16 protein-coding genes and 1 other annotated feature are annotated in these 15821 nt (G+C 27.3%); of the genes, 5 read left to right on the top strand and 11 right to left on the bottom strand.

The window, feature by feature from the left end:
* Positions 1–169: 169 nt before the first annotated feature.
* The 6 genes from KGF36_RS04100 to KGF36_RS04125 all read right to left on the bottom strand — a co-directional run bounded on the left by KGF36_RS04100 (position 170) and on the right by KGF36_RS04125 (position 7625).
* Positions 170–1444, bottom strand: a complete 1275-nt coding sequence (locus tag KGF36_RS04100; RefSeq protein WP_227827331.1) for a 4Fe-4S dicluster-binding protein — start codon at positions 1442–1444, stop codon at positions 170–172.
* A gap of 193 nt (positions 1445–1637) precedes the next feature.
* Positions 1638–4202, bottom strand: coding sequence for an ABC transporter permease (locus KGF36_RS04105; RefSeq protein ID WP_227827330.1), 2565 nt, complete (start codon positions 4200–4202; stop codon positions 1638–1640).
* Entirely contained in the window at positions 4203–4880 is a 678-nt protein-coding gene (locus KGF36_RS04110; protein ID WP_227827329.1) for an ABC transporter ATP-binding protein, read from the bottom strand.
* Positions 4881–4959: 79 nt separating this feature from the next.
* The gene (locus KGF36_RS04115) at positions 4960–6210 is read right to left on the bottom strand and encodes a sensor histidine kinase (RefSeq protein WP_227827328.1); all 1251 of its coding nucleotides are present in this window, start codon (positions 6208–6210) and stop codon (positions 4960–4962) included.
* Positions 6197–6901 carry a response regulator transcription factor gene (locus KGF36_RS04120; RefSeq protein WP_227827327.1) on the bottom strand — a complete coding sequence of 235 codons (705 nt, stop codon included), beginning with the start codon at positions 6899–6901 and terminating at the stop codon, positions 6197–6199. Before KGF36_RS04120 ends, KGF36_RS04115 begins: the two co-directional genes overlap by 14 nt.
* Before the next feature lie 268 nt (positions 6902–7169).
* Positions 7170–7625 carry a hypothetical protein gene (locus KGF36_RS04125; protein ID WP_227432827.1) on the bottom strand — a complete coding sequence of 152 codons (456 nt, stop codon included), beginning with the start codon at positions 7623–7625 and terminating at the stop codon, positions 7170–7172.
* A 205-nt stretch (positions 7626–7830) separates the two neighbouring features.
* Here KGF36_RS04125 and KGF36_RS04130 point away from each other — a divergent pair, with 205 nt between their 5' ends.
* The 3 genes from KGF36_RS04130 to KGF36_RS04140 all read left to right on the top strand — a co-directional run bounded on the left by KGF36_RS04130 (position 7831) and on the right by KGF36_RS04140 (position 9905).
* The gene (locus KGF36_RS04130) at positions 7831–8220 is read left to right on the top strand and encodes a GntR family transcriptional regulator (protein WP_227827326.1); all 390 of its coding nucleotides are present in this window, start codon (positions 7831–7833) and stop codon (positions 8218–8220) included.
* Positions 8213–9310, top strand: a complete 1098-nt coding sequence (locus tag KGF36_RS04135) for a DUF5808 domain-containing protein (protein ID WP_227827325.1) — start codon at positions 8213–8215, stop codon at positions 9308–9310. The genes KGF36_RS04130 and KGF36_RS04135 overlap by 8 nt, the downstream gene beginning before the upstream one ends.
* A gap of 118 nt (positions 9311–9428) precedes the next feature.
* Positions 9429–9905, top strand: a complete 477-nt coding sequence (locus KGF36_RS04140) for an HD domain-containing protein (RefSeq protein ID WP_227827324.1) — start codon at positions 9429–9431, stop codon at positions 9903–9905.
* A 118-nt stretch (positions 9906–10023) separates the two neighbouring features.
* On the opposite strand, the gene KGF36_RS04145 is transcribed toward KGF36_RS04140, so the two are convergent.
* Positions 10024–10575, bottom strand: a complete 552-nt coding sequence (locus tag KGF36_RS04145) for a tryptophan transporter (protein WP_227827323.1) — start codon at positions 10573–10575, stop codon at positions 10024–10026.
* 170 nt (positions 10576–10745) lie between these two features.
* Positions 10746–11012: a binding site (T-box leader), on the bottom strand.
* A gap of 146 nt (positions 11013–11158) precedes the next feature.
* Between KGF36_RS04145 and KGF36_RS04150 the strand changes: the two genes are divergently transcribed.
* Positions 11159–11626, top strand: coding sequence for a pyridoxamine 5'-phosphate oxidase family protein (locus tag KGF36_RS04150; protein ID WP_227827322.1), 468 nt, complete (start codon positions 11159–11161; stop codon positions 11624–11626).
* A 152-nt stretch (positions 11627–11778) separates the two neighbouring features.
* Positions 11779–12498: a hypothetical protein gene (locus KGF36_RS04155; RefSeq protein ID WP_227827321.1), complete on the top strand. Its 720-nt coding sequence runs from the start codon at positions 11779–11781 to the stop codon at positions 12496–12498.
* Between the two features lie 101 nt (positions 12499–12599).
* Here KGF36_RS04155 and KGF36_RS04160 read toward each other — a convergent pair whose 3' ends face one another.
* The 4 genes from KGF36_RS04160 to KGF36_RS04175 all read right to left on the bottom strand — a co-directional run bounded on the left by KGF36_RS04160 (position 12600) and on the right by KGF36_RS04175 (position 15720).
* A complete protein-coding gene (locus tag KGF36_RS04160; protein WP_227827320.1) occupies positions 12600–13121 on the bottom strand; it encodes a GNAT family N-acetyltransferase in 522 nt (173 codons plus the stop codon).
* Positions 13122–13275: 154 nt separating this feature from the next.
* Entirely contained in the window at positions 13276–13857 is a 582-nt protein-coding gene (locus KGF36_RS04165; RefSeq protein ID WP_227827319.1) for a flavodoxin family protein, read from the bottom strand.
* Between the two features lie 62 nt (positions 13858–13919).
* Positions 13920–15017 (bottom strand): Nif3-like dinuclear metal center hexameric protein, encoded by a 1098-nt coding sequence (locus tag KGF36_RS04170; RefSeq protein WP_227827318.1) that lies wholly within the window; start codon positions 15015–15017, stop codon positions 13920–13922.
* A gap of 13 nt (positions 15018–15030) precedes the next feature.
* Positions 15031–15720, bottom strand: a complete 690-nt coding sequence (locus KGF36_RS04175; RefSeq protein ID WP_227827317.1) for a tRNA (adenine(22)-N(1))-methyltransferase — start codon at positions 15718–15720, stop codon at positions 15031–15033.
* Between the last annotated feature and the right edge of the window lie 101 nt (positions 15721–15821).

Genomic DNA, 15821 nt, shown 5'->3' on the forward strand with positions numbered 1-15821 from the left:
TCAAATAAAATTATTTGAATATAGCCCGTTTTTATTTCAATTATAAAATGTATATCTATAAAAATAAAGCTTAAATATTTCATTCTTTTTACTACTGATAATATACCTCATGATAAGTTTCTTTAGTCATAGATAAGTCAAAATACTTTGAGTATTTTTAAATTAATCTTTATTTATCATTCATACTTAGTAATTTATCTAAGTATACTGACTTTAATTGCTTACTAGCCAAAACTTTTTTAGCTGGTTCAAGTTTTAATATGGCTGATAGTATCGCTCCCATAGCTCTGTGACTAGCTAAGGCATTATTATCAAAAATTAAATTTTGTAATTGCCCTTTCTCGATTGCCATGAGAACTGCTCTATGTACTGAATTTGCAGGAGTTATTATTTTTTCATTTCTCTTTAATAGCATAATACTATTTTTGTGACAATTTCTAACACAAATTCCACAACCTAGACATCTATCCTCATCAATTTTTATATATTCTTTATCATTTTCTTTTACTTTACTTATTGCATCTATTGGACATGCAGTTATACATTTACCACACTTTACACAGCTTTCATGGTTTATATTTGGTATAAAACTAGTTGTTTGCACTGGATGAAGATTTCCAAATCTTTTTGCTGCTACTAATGCCTCACAACAGCAACCACAACAATTACATATAAATGTAACTCCTTTTCGAACATTTTCTCCACATTGAACTAAATTATGTTCATATGCTTGATGAAGTAATTCCTTACATTCTACTTTATCTACACGTCTTGCAAATTTATTGTTTATTAAAGAATTAGCTACATTGTCAAATGTCATACATATATCCATAGGAGCATCACAGGCTTTTCCAACATGTTGCATTCTATGTCTACAATAACACATACTTATACCTATCTGAGTCGATTCATCAATTATATGAGTGGCTCTTTCATAATCTAAAATACTTACTTCATTATCATTAGTCAATACTTCTTCTTGAACATAAACTCTTCCAAGTTTTGTTTCTGTTGAATAAAATAAATCTTTAATAAAGTCTTCTTCTACATTCATATACTGATAGTAAAGTTCTGATAAAAGTTTTTGGTCTATATCATGTCTTGTTCTCATCATGGCAAATTCAAAAAAACCAGCCATTGGAGGAGGCATTATATATTTTTTACCTTTTTTATCTTCTATATCTAGTATTAGTGCCCTGCTAGCTAACTTATCTAGCACCCTATATGCTTCACTTTCACTTATACTCCAAATTTTAGCTGCTGTTTTTACTCTAAAAGGCTTTATTGGAAGTTGTGCCACTAATTTTGCCTCTTGCTCTGTAAAAAGTACATTTAATATTTTGTATAATGTATCGGATGGTGGAGCACCCTGTGGAAATTTATTTATTCTCTCTTCTAAGCTTTTATACATGTTTTTAGCAGTTATATGAGAAATAGTAATCACCTTCTTTTTCTTTTGTTTTCCAATAGAATCAAATATCTTTCCTTATTATCTAAACTCCTACTTTATATAATACCAATTCTTTCTAAATAGTTAAATACCTCTAGCAATTTATTTATTAGATTTCTTATATAAATAAAAACCGTTTAATCAGCATAATTATAGTTTATACCAATTAAACGGTTTTAATAATAATTTATATACTTTCTTTTCTTATATTATCTATTATATTCTCCTTATTTAATTTATTCATAGGTATATATGCTGCTATAAAGGTTATTATAAAAACACTCACTATACATATGACAATTGCTGTCCATGGTATAACTGTAGAAAATTCAATTACACCTGAAACTAATTTATTCATAATTAATATCATCCCAATACCAATTGGTACGCCAAACAATAAAGATAAAATACCATAGATAAAACTTTCTAAGTATATCATTTTTCTAAAGCCTACAGGAGTAACACCTATTGATTGTATTATCGCTAGTTCTCTTTTTCTTAGATTTATACTTGTACTTACTGTATTTAGTATATTTGTAACACTTACTAGAGATATCACTACTATAAACCCATATACAAAAACTTTAATAGCTTTTAAATTTTGCTTTGCACTTTTGTCACTTGTATTTTCATCATGGAAATTGACATTATTTTTCTTAGCCAAAGACTCTATACTCTTCCTAGTCTGAGCACTCCCCCCTGAGTCAATAAAGACAATACCTTTCTCTAACTTTAAATCCATATTTTCAGCAACCTCATCATAAGTTATAAATTGCAACTCCATATTTTGATAACCCATTCCTAGACGTTCTTCATCTGTTATACCAAGAATTTTTATGTTTACTTTTTTCTTTGAATCATTTTCGCCAGTATATTCACAAATTATAGTATCTCCAACTTTGTAATTAGTTAGCTCTACTACTCCTTTCTTACCCTTTGTTTCAAAGTAACTTTTTCTAACAAATATCACTCCATTTTCTTTAATCGCTCTTTCTTTGTCAAAAGAGCCTTTTATTAAGTTTTTTGTTTTATTTTGTATCGCAGTTTCTCCAGGAAAAATTAATTCGTTGTTGTTAAACTCATATTCATAACTATCTCCAACCTTACGTTGTTGATAATAATCCTTAATTAGATTTTCTTTAGATTTATTTATTTTATCCTTATCTACTCCTATAGAAATATACTCTCCTACAGCTACTTCAAAGTTTTTTATTCCAGATATATTTTTTAGTTTATTTATAGTATCATCCATAGACTTGGATATTTGTCTTGAACTTAAATATAAATCGTAGTTTCTTTGAGAATTTCTGATTTCTTCACCTTTTAAGAAATTCGCCATAAATCCGCTAAAAGATATAAATATTACTATACTTACTATTAAAGAAAAAAGTGTCACAATAAATTTCTTTCTATTTCTTCTTACACTTTTATATGCAAGTACACCTTCTGTTCCAAAAACTAATCTAATAAGTTTCGAATTTTTAACCTTACCTACTTTGTAATCTCCACTGCTCCTTATTACACTAAGAGGAGAAATATTAGAAGCTGTTATTGCAGGTAGGAGAATTGATATGAAAATTGTAAGCAAAACAATTATTATACTGATAATTATTATTAATGGATTATATACTATTTGTAAACCCATCTGTGATACAACTGATTCTGTAAGATATTTATTTATAGCTTTAAATACTAAATCTATAGCTACTGTTCCAGACAATAGACCTATTGGTATACCAATACAGCTAATTATAATACCTTCAATAAAAACTAATCTTTTAATTTGGTTAGTTGTAGCTCCTATAGAATTTAATATTCCAAACTGCTTTTTTCGTTCAGTTATAGAAATACTAAAAGAATTATATACTGTAGCAATTGTACATATAATTACTAAAATAGTTACCATAGTAATTATAGCTTTTATAGAACTATTTATATTTGCATACTTACTAGCTCCTTGTAATCTCAATAAATGTTCATTGTATTTTATCATTTCAGAGTTTGATGCTTTATCTTTATTTGTATATATATTATTACTTATTTTTCTTGTTATTTCATATATATCTTTAGGATTTTTTGCTGTTATTGATATATTCACTGTCTCTTTCTTATTATCTATAGGATTAAAGTAAGTTAAACCAGTAGCAATTTGGTCAGTGAGTTCAAATCCTGGTCTTTTAATTATACCTACAATTTTAAACGTCTTTTCTTTTTCATTTGCAATATAATCTCCTTCATGAAATACACTCATATCATCAATTTTTTTGTTATTTCTATCAAGCACGTCACCTACTTTTAAGGTTATATTATCTCCTATTTTTAGCTTTTTCTCCATAAGATTAACTATATTTTCACTTAAAATAATTTCTCCACCTTTAGCTGGGAATCTACCTTCTTTTATAGAAACTCTATATCCTTCCATAGCATTTTTATCATATTGTTTAATGCTTAATATACCGTTTACAGTATCTTCTATTCTAGAGTATCCAAGTTGATTAGTAAGTGCATAACTTTTTATCTCAGCTGATTTTGTTACATAGTCTATATTTTTTTTGTTTACATTGTAGAATTTAGCATGATAACTTCCATCATTTTTTATGGTCTCTCTTATTTGATAATCCATAAAACTTTCAAATATGTTACCTATACCACAAATTAATGCAGTTGAAAGTATTATTCCAATTATAGTCACAATAGTTCGTCTTTTATTTTGTTTTAGGTATCTAACAGTTAGGGATGTATATAGATTCATTTACATCACCTCATCACTTTTTATAATTCCATCTTCTATGCCTATAATTCTATCCGCCTGAAGTGCTATGTTTTTGTCATGAGTTATCATTATTAATGTCTGATTGTATTTTTTTACTGATACTTTTAATAGTTCTAGTATTTCTTTTGAGTTTTTGCTATCTAGATTACCTGTTGGCTCATCTGCTAATACTATAGATGGTCTATTAATTAAAGCACGCCCTATAGATGTTCTTTGTTGCTGACCTCCTGATAATTGATTAGGAAGATGATTTTCTCTGTCGCTTAGACCCAATGTTTTCATTAAATCATTCAAGTATTCTTTATCAATCTTTCTATTATCGAGCTCTGCTGGAAGTAATATATTTTCTTTGACATTTAAAACAGGAATCAAATTATAGAATTGATATATAAGACCTATATTTCTTCTTCTAAAGATTGCCAAATCCTTAGTTTTTAGATTATATATATCTACATCATTTATATAAACATTACCACTAGTAGGTCTATCAACACCTCCCAATAAGTGTAATAATGTACTCTTTCCACTTCCACTTGGCCCTGTTATTGCTATAAACTCACCTTTTTCGATAGACAAGCTTACATTTTTTATTGCATCGACTTTTGTTTCATTTTTACCATAGCTTTTGGTTAGATTTTCTACTCTTAAAATTTCCATAACAACCTCCAATATTTATCTTCTATACTTCATATATTAGACTCAAGCTATTACTATAAAGTGAATTAAATATTACAGATTAGTCACTATTATCACCATATATCTTATGAAATACTATATGAAATTCCGTTCCTTTACCTTTTTCACTATTTACATAAATATCTCCATTTTGGCTTTCTATTATGGATTTTGCCATTGCAAGCCCTATGCCTACACTATCCTTTTTTGAACTACTTTTCCCTCTATAGAAACGTTTAAAAATATGTTGTATATCTTTTTTATCTATTCCTTCACCATCGTCTTTTATTATTAACTCTGAAAATAATGGATTTTCTTTGTAAATTATAATTATATTTCCAAAATCAGGAGTATGTTCTATACAGTTTTTTATTATATTTACTAAAGCCTCCACTGACCAATCAATATCACCAACATAAGATACATCACCATTTCCTTCTATACTTAACTTTTGTTTTTTAATCTCCATAGGTATTTTCATTGGTTGCATTGCTTTATGTATAAGTTCACTAAATTTTATTTTTTCTTTCTTAAACTTTATAACTTTAGCTTCCACTTTTGATAATTTAAGCATACTTTTAATCAACCAGTCCATACGATTTAGTTGATTTTTTATCTTGTCTAAAAAGTCTATTTTTACTTCATATGGTACATCATTATATAATAAATCGCTTAGTATAATTAAGGAAGTCATAGGAGTTTTCAACTGATGTGATATATCTGAAATTGTATTATTTAAAAATATTTTTTCTGATTTTAAAAGTTCAACTTTTTCATTGAGAATTGTTGTCATCTTCAATAACTCTGTTTTTAAAAGACCTATCTGTCCTTCTTGATTTCTATTTTTCATATCAAATTCTTTTCCCTCGGAGCTGTAGTAAACATACTTAGTCATATCTGATAAGTCATTATACATAGCTCTAAAATATTTAAGTATCAACATAAATATCAACATAAAAATTATGCAAACTAAGATTATATTTATTTTTATAGTGTTTGAAAGTAATTTAGAAGTAAGAGGCTCAGAATTTATTTTAATAGTTTTGTCATAGTTATACTTACTTAATATTTTCTCACCAAATTCTACATTTTGCATGGACTTTCCTTGTGTTATTATATCTACGATATCACTTTCTAGTTTGGGATACTTGTTAACTAAGGTTCCTATTATCGCTTGATTATTTTTTACAATCATATTTTTAGTTGTATTTATATTGATTATGCTAAATCCAATTGATATAAGAATTACCATCAGCATTAAAATAATGTATCTATTAAAAAATTTCTTTACTTCAGGATTATATAGAAACATTATTTTCACTTCCTATCCATTTATAACCTAGTCCTCTTACAGTTTCTATGTAAATTGGTTTACATAAATCATCTCCTATTTTTTCTCTAAGTCTTTTTATATAAACAGTTAAAGTATTATCGCTAACAAAATCATAAGTTACATCCCAAAGCTTTTCTAATATTTGAGTTCTACTCAAAACTGTATTTTTATTCTGTATAAGAATTAAAAGAAGCTTATATTCAACAGATGTCAGAAATATTTCTTTGTCATTTTTATATACTCTAGCTTCTAATGTATATATGTTTAAATCTCTAAATTTAAGTATCTTCTTATTTTCTTCTATAGCGTCACCTTTTCTTCTTAAAACAGCTTTTATCCTCGATATTAATTCTCTAATTCTAAAAGGTTTTGTTATATAATCATCTCCACCTATATCAAGCCCCATTACAATATTTACTTCTTCATCACAAGCAGTTAAAAATATTATAGGAATCTGAGAAAACTTTCTTATATACTCACAAAATTCATATCCTGTTCCATCTGGTAACATTACATCCAGTAGTACCATACTATATTCATTAGAAGATATCATTTCTCTTCCACTCGATAAATCCTTTGATATATCTACACTAAATCCCTCTTGCTCTAATGCATACTTTATTCCAAAAGAGATAGTGCTGTCATCCTCAACTATCAATAACTTTAACATAACTATTTCCCTTCTTCACATTTTAATTTTAAACTATTTACATATACAACTTTTATTATACACAATTGTTTTAAATACTAAAATATATTTAGAATTACAAAATAGTCACAAACAATTACTAACAAACATAAAAATAAAAATGCAAGTTGACACTTAACTATTTTAGAAATGATATTTTTTTTTCTCAAGTTAAGCTACAACTCACATTTTAGATATTTAATTTTATATAAACTGGTATTCTCCTCTTTTTCACTATTTAAAGCTTACTTTATTCTTCCTCATATTTTTTATATTCTTCTTCTTTATAGATATTATTTTTTTTGTCATCTTCATGTAAATCAATGTCTTTTTTATCATTTTTAACACTATTTACATAATGCATCATTTCTTCTTGAGAAACATGTGGACAATTTTCACAATTTATTCTTCTTGAATTAAATTCTCTTACTTTTTTTTTTAATTCTTCATATTCATAATCTTGTTTTTTATCACTACAATCACATTCATAACCAAATTCATCATATTTATAGTCATTGTATTGATTATTTCCATAATACTCTGTATCAATCATTTGAGACATTTGAGATTTAGACTTAATGTTTTTTATCATCCTATAAGTTGCATATGCACCTACTCCTGTAATCACGGCTCCTGCAAACATCATTGGCTTACTCATTCCATCATCTTTTTTATTCATTTGTCTTTTAATTAAATATGTTAACATATTTTTTCTCCTTTCTGATTTCTATTTATAGATAGTATCTGTATTATTTTGATAAAAATTATGTTATTTTTAAATTACAATTTTTACAAGTAATATATCTCATCTTGTAGAATATAAATTTATATTTTGTACTTGATAACGCTTTTTGTGTTATACTATATATATAACAAGTATTTTTATTTAAACGATATTATGGAGGTTTTTTATGATTTTAAATTTAGATTTTAATAGCGATAAGTCTATTTATGTACAAATTAAAGAAGAGATAACTAAAGCTATAGCTTCAGGAGAATTGAAAATAAATGAATCACTTCCATCTGTAAGAAGTATGGCTGAAAATATTGGTGTAAATCTACATACTGTAAATAAATCTTATAATGAACTAAAAGAAGAAGGATTTTTAAATATTGATAGAAGAAAAGGTGCAATCGTAGCTCAACTGCCAATAGAAACAGAAAACTCAACTCGCCAAAAAAATAGACTTGATTTAGAACTTTTAGTAGCAAAATCTTATTTATCAGGTATTAATAAAGAAGAGTTTTTGACATTAAGTAAAAATCTATTTGATAAGTATGAGGTGAAATACTATGAATAAGATTGAATGTCTATTTACAATATTTTCAGCCTTAATTTTGATGTATGCTACTTTTTATTTTATGCCACATCTTATTGGCAAAAATCATATTTATGGTGTTTCTATAAACCAAGAACATAGAGACTATCCTGATTTTATAACACTTGATAAAAAATTTAAAAAACTTTTATTTATAGGATTTATTGTAATTTTTATTTTAGTTTTAGCTCTAGTTTTTATGTTTGATAAAATAGAATTTTCTTATTCTATTAGTATTATAGGTTTTTTACTATATGAAAGTATATTATATATCTATATTCATAAAAAAGTTAAAATGACTAAATCAAAGTTTTGCACTGAATTAAGCCAGATAAGTGTAGATTCAAAATTGGTAATAGACATGGATTTTATAAATGAAAAAAATAAAATAATAAAAAAATTTAAGATATTGTATTTAATACCAGTATTACTTACTTTTGGAATAAGCATTTTTATATTGCTTAACTATAATCAATTGCCAGATTTAATTACTACACACTCTACTATAACAGGAAAACCTGATGGATTTATGGAAAAATCCTATCTTAGTGTGTTTAAATTAATAGGTCTTGAGTTTTGTATAATGGTTTTATTATATATAACATCTATTGGAGCTATAAAAGCAAGAATTAAAGTAGATACAAATAAAATTGAAGAAAGTAAAACTAAAAACATTAAATATCTAAATAAAATTGGTTATTTATTTTTTATATTGATGATTATGATGATAGTACAATTTTTTATTGTTTTTTTATCATTAAAAATAAATCCAAATTTATTAACTGTTATAAATATAATAATGCTTTTAGTTATAATTTATTTAATGGTAACATATATTAATTCTCCAAATTTAAAATTCAATTCCTCTTATACTCCAGATAACGATGAAAAGTACTGGATAGGAGGTATTATATATAATAATCCAAACGACCCATCATTTATGGTTGATAAAAGATTTGGCATAGGCTGGACTATAAATTTGGGAAATCCTATTGGAAAGATATTATATATTCTTATAGCTATATTTTTAATCTTTTCACTTTTTAGTGTTATAAAATCTCTTTTACTTTAAATACCATAAAAGGTATCTTACTTGTATTATTGGGTATTATATTTTGTAAGATAAGAAATATTTCATATTATCATTGAAATATAGTATTTATATATTACTAGGAATGGAGATTTGCATAATGTTGTCAAAAACTGAAATTAAATACTTTAATGATTGTGCTTCTGAGATACTTTCATCTGAAAAAGTACAACTTATGAGAACATTTCCTCATCATGGCAATGTTTCATGTCTTGAACATAGTTTATCAGTAGCATATTATAGTTATCTATTATGTAAAAAATTACATTTAAATGTTGATATTCAAAGCGTTATTAGAGGGGCTCTACTGCATGATTTTTTTCTTTATGACTGGCATTATAAAGGTGATAGAAAAGGATTACATGGTTTTACTCATCCTAAAGAAGCACTAAAAAACGCAAATTTATTCTTTCAAATAAATGAAAAAGAAACAGACATTATTTTAAAACATATGTGGCCACTTACTGCTAGACCTCCTAGATACAAAGAAGCATTAATTGTTTGTTTATTAGATAAGTTTTGTTGTCTGGTTGAGACTCTAAAGATACACTCACTACTATCTCCTTACCACATATAAAATAAGTCTTTGATATTGTTATAATTCAATTTAAAAAGAGGTATTAAGATTAAATTTAACTTAATACCTCTTTATTAATTTATTATTTATTTTTGTCATATGCTTATAAAACATAACCTTAGCCTTGATAACTTACTCTTCTTATAGACATACTTACAACTTTAAATAATAGCATACCAGCTATTAAGTTTATCAATATTGCTGGTGCCACTGCTACCATAAATAATGCTGTGAATGAACCTCCAGGAAGACCTACTATAGCTTGAGCAATTAGTAAAAATAGAGTTCCACTTATAACTGTTCCTACTGGGAATATTATTGTTGCTGCTATTAAATCTTGTTTTTTACTACTTAATCTTTTCATAAATGGTAATTTATAAATTATATACATTATCATGAACATTATATTTATTGTAATAGTCTTGTCAAATATATTTGGAATCTGACCACCTGGAAATTTAGTTGTTAGTGCTGCAAATATTCCTGTTACAATTCCTGCTACCAAACAAATCTTATAATCATCCTTATTTAATATCATTATTATAAACATCATTGCTAGTGATATATCTGGTTGCATTGGAAGTCCTATGGCAGGTGTAAGTTGATGTATTAATAATCCCATAGCTAAAAGTATCGCATTTAAAGTTAATTTTTTTGTATTTGTTTTCATTGTAATATTTCCCCCTAATTTGTTTAATATTTATTTCATTTTCGTGCCAATTTTCCATATCATTCTCTTTAGCTTTAGAAGTTCATAACATCTCTTTCACCACCTTTTACTTTAAATTATATATTTTCTTTATTAATAGTTTTTGCAAAATAAAAAACTCCGTCCTAAATCAATAGGACGGAGATTATCCGCGTTGCCACCTAAATTATATAAAAAATAAGCTTAAAACTTAATTCTTATACATCTCATTATAAGGTACTTACATACCCAATTCGCTGTAACGTGCGACTGACGATAAAGTCTACTCTCATAAAAATATGATTTCAATTTATTCCTCTAAGGTCCATTCACTATATTCCTTCTTGCTAAGATTCCACCATCCTCAGCTCTCTATGTTGAAGCTAAACATAATTACTCTTCCTTGTCATAGGATTTTTAATTTGCTGTTGCTATTATAATATTCTAAATTTTTATAATTGTCAACCGTATTTTTTATTTTATTTAAAATTTACAAAAAATGTAGAATAATTTTTATAAATGCTTTAAACTTTTATTTAAATATTAAATTAGGAAGGATGATATTATGTTTAGAGAAATGAGATTAAAAAAGAGAGAAATGACAAAAGAAGATACTATAGAAGTATTAAAAAATGGTGAATTTGGTACTTTTTCTACTATATGTGAAAATGGCTACCCTTATGGAGTTGCTGTAAATTATGTATACTTTAATGATTCTATATATTTTCATTGCGCAAGAAATGGACATAAATTAGATAATATCTCAGCAAACAACAAGGTTTCTTTCTTAGTAGTTGCTAATGAAAGTGTTATTCCAGACAAATTTAGTACTACATATGCTAGTGCTGTAGTGTTTGGAAAAGCGTCAACAGTAGACAATGAGGAAAAGAAAAATGCTCTTGTAGAAATAATAAAAAAATATTCTAAGGGCTTTATTGAAGAAGGTATGAAATACATAGAAAAAGATATAAATTTAACAACTGTAGTTAAAATAGAAATAGACCATATTTCTGGTAAAGCTTCTCGTTTATAATAATATATACAATATAACAAAGTGGCTATAGGTATGGCCATTTTGTTATATTTATTTCTCATTATTTTTATTAATTGAAAATTCTTAAAATATTTTAAAGAACTTCCTCAATACCTATATAAAAATTATTGAAGGAAAGGTTGAAAATAATTATGAAATCCAAGAAAAAACCAAAGTTTTTACTTATTAGTACACTTGTAATAATAACTATGTTATCAACAGGAGCAACAGCTTTAGAAATCCATACATCTTCACAAATACATAATTATAGTGATATCAGCAATAGAGGAAATTTCAATACCTCTGCTAATTCCAAGGTAGGTGCAGACTCACAAAAAAGCAGTGATAGTTTACCTCACAATACACAAAACCTAAATGTTTCTTTGGATATCTGCAATGGAGGTGTAGAAATACTACCAACCTCATCCAACAAAATAATAGCAAATTACAACAGCCAATACTACAATATTAAAATGACAAAACAAAATGGAAAATGGGTTATATCTATATCAGGAAAAACAGCTAAAATGGGCAATTCTAGCTATGTTCAACTCCATATTCCAAATATAAAATGCAATATGGATGTAAATGTGCTTGATGGTAGCTTTAGTTATGATTTCCCCGAAAATTGTATTGATGCAATAAATGTTACTGCCAAAGATTCAAGTATTGAATTTACTTCAAAAAATCAATACAAAAATAGCACTATTTCTCTATCCGCAACAGATAAAGAATTTCTTGAATATGGTCTAATTAATTATCCAGATTATTTTACTAAGACGCATAAAGGATTTGAGTATAAGAATGGTACAAGAAAAAATCAAATTGACATTTCGCTAACAGGATTTACTAATGTTGATTTTAGAGATTAAAATATAAGAAATTGAGGGCTTTAGCCCTCTTTTTCTTTGCCTCCCTGTATCCATCTTTATATTTTATTGTTTATTTTTCCTTTTGGTCTACTGACTCTTAATCAGAGCCTCATTACTGTTGTTCTTAAATACTGGTTGAAATTACCATACTCAACTTTTGTCAACATTTCTGGATAAGACATCACAATTAACTGATGTCCATTACATTCTTCATGGTATGGAGGGTGAATATGTTCAAAATCATTTGCCTCATATCCAACCCTCTCATAAAAACCTTGTCGCTTGATAGAAATTTTATTAATGGGAGGGTCGATTTCTAGAATAACAGTTTTCCCTCGCTGGTTTAGCAGCTCCAAAGCTCTTTTTCCGTACTTTTTATTGCGCATCTCAGGATTGATACAGAAATGTTCCACATAAATAAAATTCTCTGTTTCCCAACATAAAAGGATACCAACCATGTCATTTTCATCATAAATCAGGTTAAATTGATATTCCTCATGACCCATAATTTCTGCTTGTAAAGACGGTTTTCTCTGTTCATGAAAAGGAAAACTTATGTTGTACAACTCTATTGCCTCTAAATACAATTTATCTTCATATGTTCTTAGCCTCTCAAAGCGCATTTTGCTATCCTCCTATTATAAAACAACCTTCGATTTACCACACTGCATCTTTTTAGCCTAATGCTAATGAAACTCTAATTAGCTCTTATTTAGATTATAGTATCTGTCCAAATATCAAATGAATCATAATGTTAAACCATGGCTAAATGTATATCTATTTTTTATATATACTAAGATTGTTTAGATAATCTCTTATACCAAACTTAACATCATCACTTGGTCTTATATCAGAGTTATCTCCTGCTATATGAAGTATTCCATATGCTGGATGACCTCCTCTTACCGTACATGGAACTGATAATAGAGTCATCCCCATATGTTGAGCAAATATATTCATTGATTGTAAAGCCAGTTCTCCTCCTCCACGTTGTGAGCCTGCTGTAGCAAAACAACCAAATATTTTTCCACTTAAAGGGGCTCCTACCCATACATCAGAAAAACTATCCATAAACATCTTCATTTGCCCAGATACATTTCCATAATATGTTGGTGAACCCATAAATATTACATCATAATCTAGTAATTCTTTTCCAGATTTAATTACATTTATACTTTCAAATTCATCTTTATATTCCTTTGAATTTATCAAATAATACTGAGGAAGTGTTTTTGCAACTTCATCACTTACTTTAAATATATCCACCTCTATATTCATTTCTTCAAGTACCTTTTTATACTCCCTTGCTAATAAATATGTACTCCCACAAACGCTATGAAAAATTACTGCTACTTTCATTTTTATCCCCCTAATCAAAATCAAATTTATTTTTTATATAGTACTTTTATTATCAAGTACCATTAAATGATGCTAAATGGATTTAAATATACATTGCTTTTTATTACTTCAATCTCTTCAAATTCATCCAAAAATCTCTTCATAACATGTTTAAATATATCTTCTGTATCAAAATGCCCACAATCAACTATACACATTCCCATATCAAGTGCATCTTGTGCCTCATGATATTTTACATCACCAGTTATTAGAACATCTGCTCCTTGTCTCTTAGCCTTTTTCACAAACTCAGAACCAGCTCCTGTTACAACAGCAACTTTTGTTATCTCTGTATTGAGGTTTCCAACTACCCTTATATGCTTCATATTTAATTTTTCTTTTATTTTATTAGAAAGATTCTCTAATGTCGTACTTTCATCAAGTTTACTTATTCTACCTAATCCAAATGTTTTTCCTTTATTTTCTAGCTTGTACAAATCATAAGCAACTTCTTCATAAGGATGTGCATCTAGCATAGAACTTATCACTCCACCTAAATGCTTCTGTGGTACTACAGTTTCAATTTTAACCTCATTTACACTTTCTATATCATTTATACTTCCAAGGAACGGATTGGAACCTTCTAATGGCTTAAATTGACCTTCTCCTTCTATCGAAAATGTACAGTTACTATAATTTCCTATATGACCTGCTCCTGAATTACTTAGAGCCTTTCTCAATACTTCTGAATAATTACATGGAACATATACTGCAAGTTTGTATAAAGTCTCACTTTCAGTGACGTCTAAAACTTTTGAGTTATTAAATTCCATAATTTCCATAAAATAATCATTTAAACCATCAAATGCTATGTCAAAATTGGTATGCATAGAATAAAGGGCTATATCATTTTTAATAAGCTTTTGTATAAGTCTACCTTTTAAGTCTGCACTATTAATCTTATTGATTTTTCCAAATATAAAAGGATGATGTGTAACAATTAAATCAATATTTTGAGATATAGCTTCATTGATTACATTTTCATTGGCTTCTAAGGATACCAGAATCTTCTTTACATCCATATCAAAATCTCCAACTATAAGACCTACATTATCCCAATCTTCAGCTAAGCTTAGAGGATACTTTTTTTCAATTTTTCTAGTAAGACTCTTCAGTAACATATTTACCTCCTATTTATTTTATTAAATTTTCAAGTTTTCTTATTGCCATTTTACTTTCTTCTCTCTTCTTATCTATTTCTTCTCCATTTTTACCTTCTAGTTGATTAACTATAGCACTATATGTTTTTATTTTTTTTTCTATAAAGTCATGAAAAAGAGAATCTTTATTTTCTAAAAGTTTTATTCCAACTTCAAATTGTATCTCATCTTCTATTATAGTATTTTTACCTGTATATTTGGCAACTATTATTTCATATATCCTAAAATCTTCTCTCACTAAAACCTCTTTTAAAATTTCATAACCATTATTCAGAAGATAGCGTCTAAGCTCTTCTTGTGCCTGCATAGGCTGTAATATCAATTTTTCTACACTATGTGCTACTTCTTTTTTAGCCTCTAGAAGTTCACTTATCAATATACCTCCCATACCAGCAATTATTACTTCTTCAATTTCACCTATTTCAAGTATCTCTATACCAGAACCCAATCGTAAATCAACTTTCTTTAAAAGATTGTTCTGTATGACCTCTTTTCGTGCATTGTCAAGAGGTCCTTTATTGACATCTGCTAACACTGCAAATGGGACTCTTCCCTCTTTTAGCAAATAAACTGGTATGTATCCATGGTCCGTTCCTATATCAGCTATCTTTTTACCCTCTGATACCAATGATGCTATTTTTAATAATCTATCTGTTAGTTTCAAAGATATATCTCCTTTCAATTCTTTTATTTGCTCTTGATTTTAGACTAAAACCAAGATAAAAAATAATATAAAATCTCTACCACAAAATAGCCATGAGATAT

This window comes from Clostridioides sp. ZZV14-6009, assembly GCF_020658095.1.
Lineage (GTDB): Bacteria > Bacillota > Clostridia > Peptostreptococcales > Peptostreptococcaceae > Clostridioides.

Excerpts from the sequence above, each read along its gene's own strand:
- KGF36_RS04140 (WP_227827324.1), top strand. The coding sequence starts at position 9,429 with ATGTTGTCAAAAACTGAAATTAAATACTTTAATGATTGTGCTTCTGAG.
- KGF36_RS04120 (WP_227827327.1), bottom strand. The coding sequence starts at position 6,901 with ATGTTAAAGTTATTGATAGTTGAGGATGACAGCACTATCTCTTTTGGA.
- KGF36_RS04165 (WP_227827319.1), bottom strand. The coding sequence starts at position 13,857 with ATGAAAGTAGCAGTAATTTTTCATAGCGTTTGTGGGAGTACATATTTA.
- KGF36_RS04145 (WP_227827323.1), bottom strand. The coding sequence starts at position 10,575 with ATGAAAACAAATACAAAAAAATTAACTTTAAATGCGATACTTTTAGCT.
- KGF36_RS04160 (WP_227827320.1), bottom strand. The coding sequence starts at position 13,121 with ATGCGCTTTGAGAGGCTAAGAACATATGAAGATAAATTGTATTTAGAG.
- KGF36_RS04115 (WP_227827328.1), bottom strand. The coding sequence starts at position 6,210 with ATGTTTCTATATAATCCTGAAGTAAAGAAATTTTTTAATAGATACATT.
- KGF36_RS04105 (WP_227827330.1), bottom strand. The coding sequence starts at position 4,202 with ATGAATCTATATACATCCCTAACTGTTAGATACCTAAAACAAAATAAA.
- KGF36_RS04150 (WP_227827322.1), top strand. The coding sequence starts at position 11,159 with ATGTTTAGAGAAATGAGATTAAAAAAGAGAGAAATGACAAAAGAAGAT.
- KGF36_RS04125 (WP_227432827.1), bottom strand. The coding sequence starts at position 7,625 with ATGTTAACATATTTAATTAAAAGACAAATGAATAAAAAAGATGATGGA.
- KGF36_RS04135 (WP_227827325.1), top strand. The coding sequence starts at position 8,213 with ATGAATAAGATTGAATGTCTATTTACAATATTTTCAGCCTTAATTTTG.
- KGF36_RS04170 (WP_227827318.1), bottom strand. The coding sequence starts at position 15,017 with ATGTTACTGAAGAGTCTTACTAGAAAAATTGAAAAAAAGTATCCTCTA.
- KGF36_RS04110 (WP_227827329.1), bottom strand. The coding sequence starts at position 4,880 with ATGGAAATTTTAAGAGTAGAAAATCTAACCAAAAGCTATGGTAAAAAT.
- KGF36_RS04130 (WP_227827326.1), top strand. The coding sequence starts at position 7,831 with ATGATTTTAAATTTAGATTTTAATAGCGATAAGTCTATTTATGTACAA.
- KGF36_RS04155 (WP_227827321.1), top strand. The coding sequence starts at position 11,779 with ATGAAATCCAAGAAAAAACCAAAGTTTTTACTTATTAGTACACTTGTA.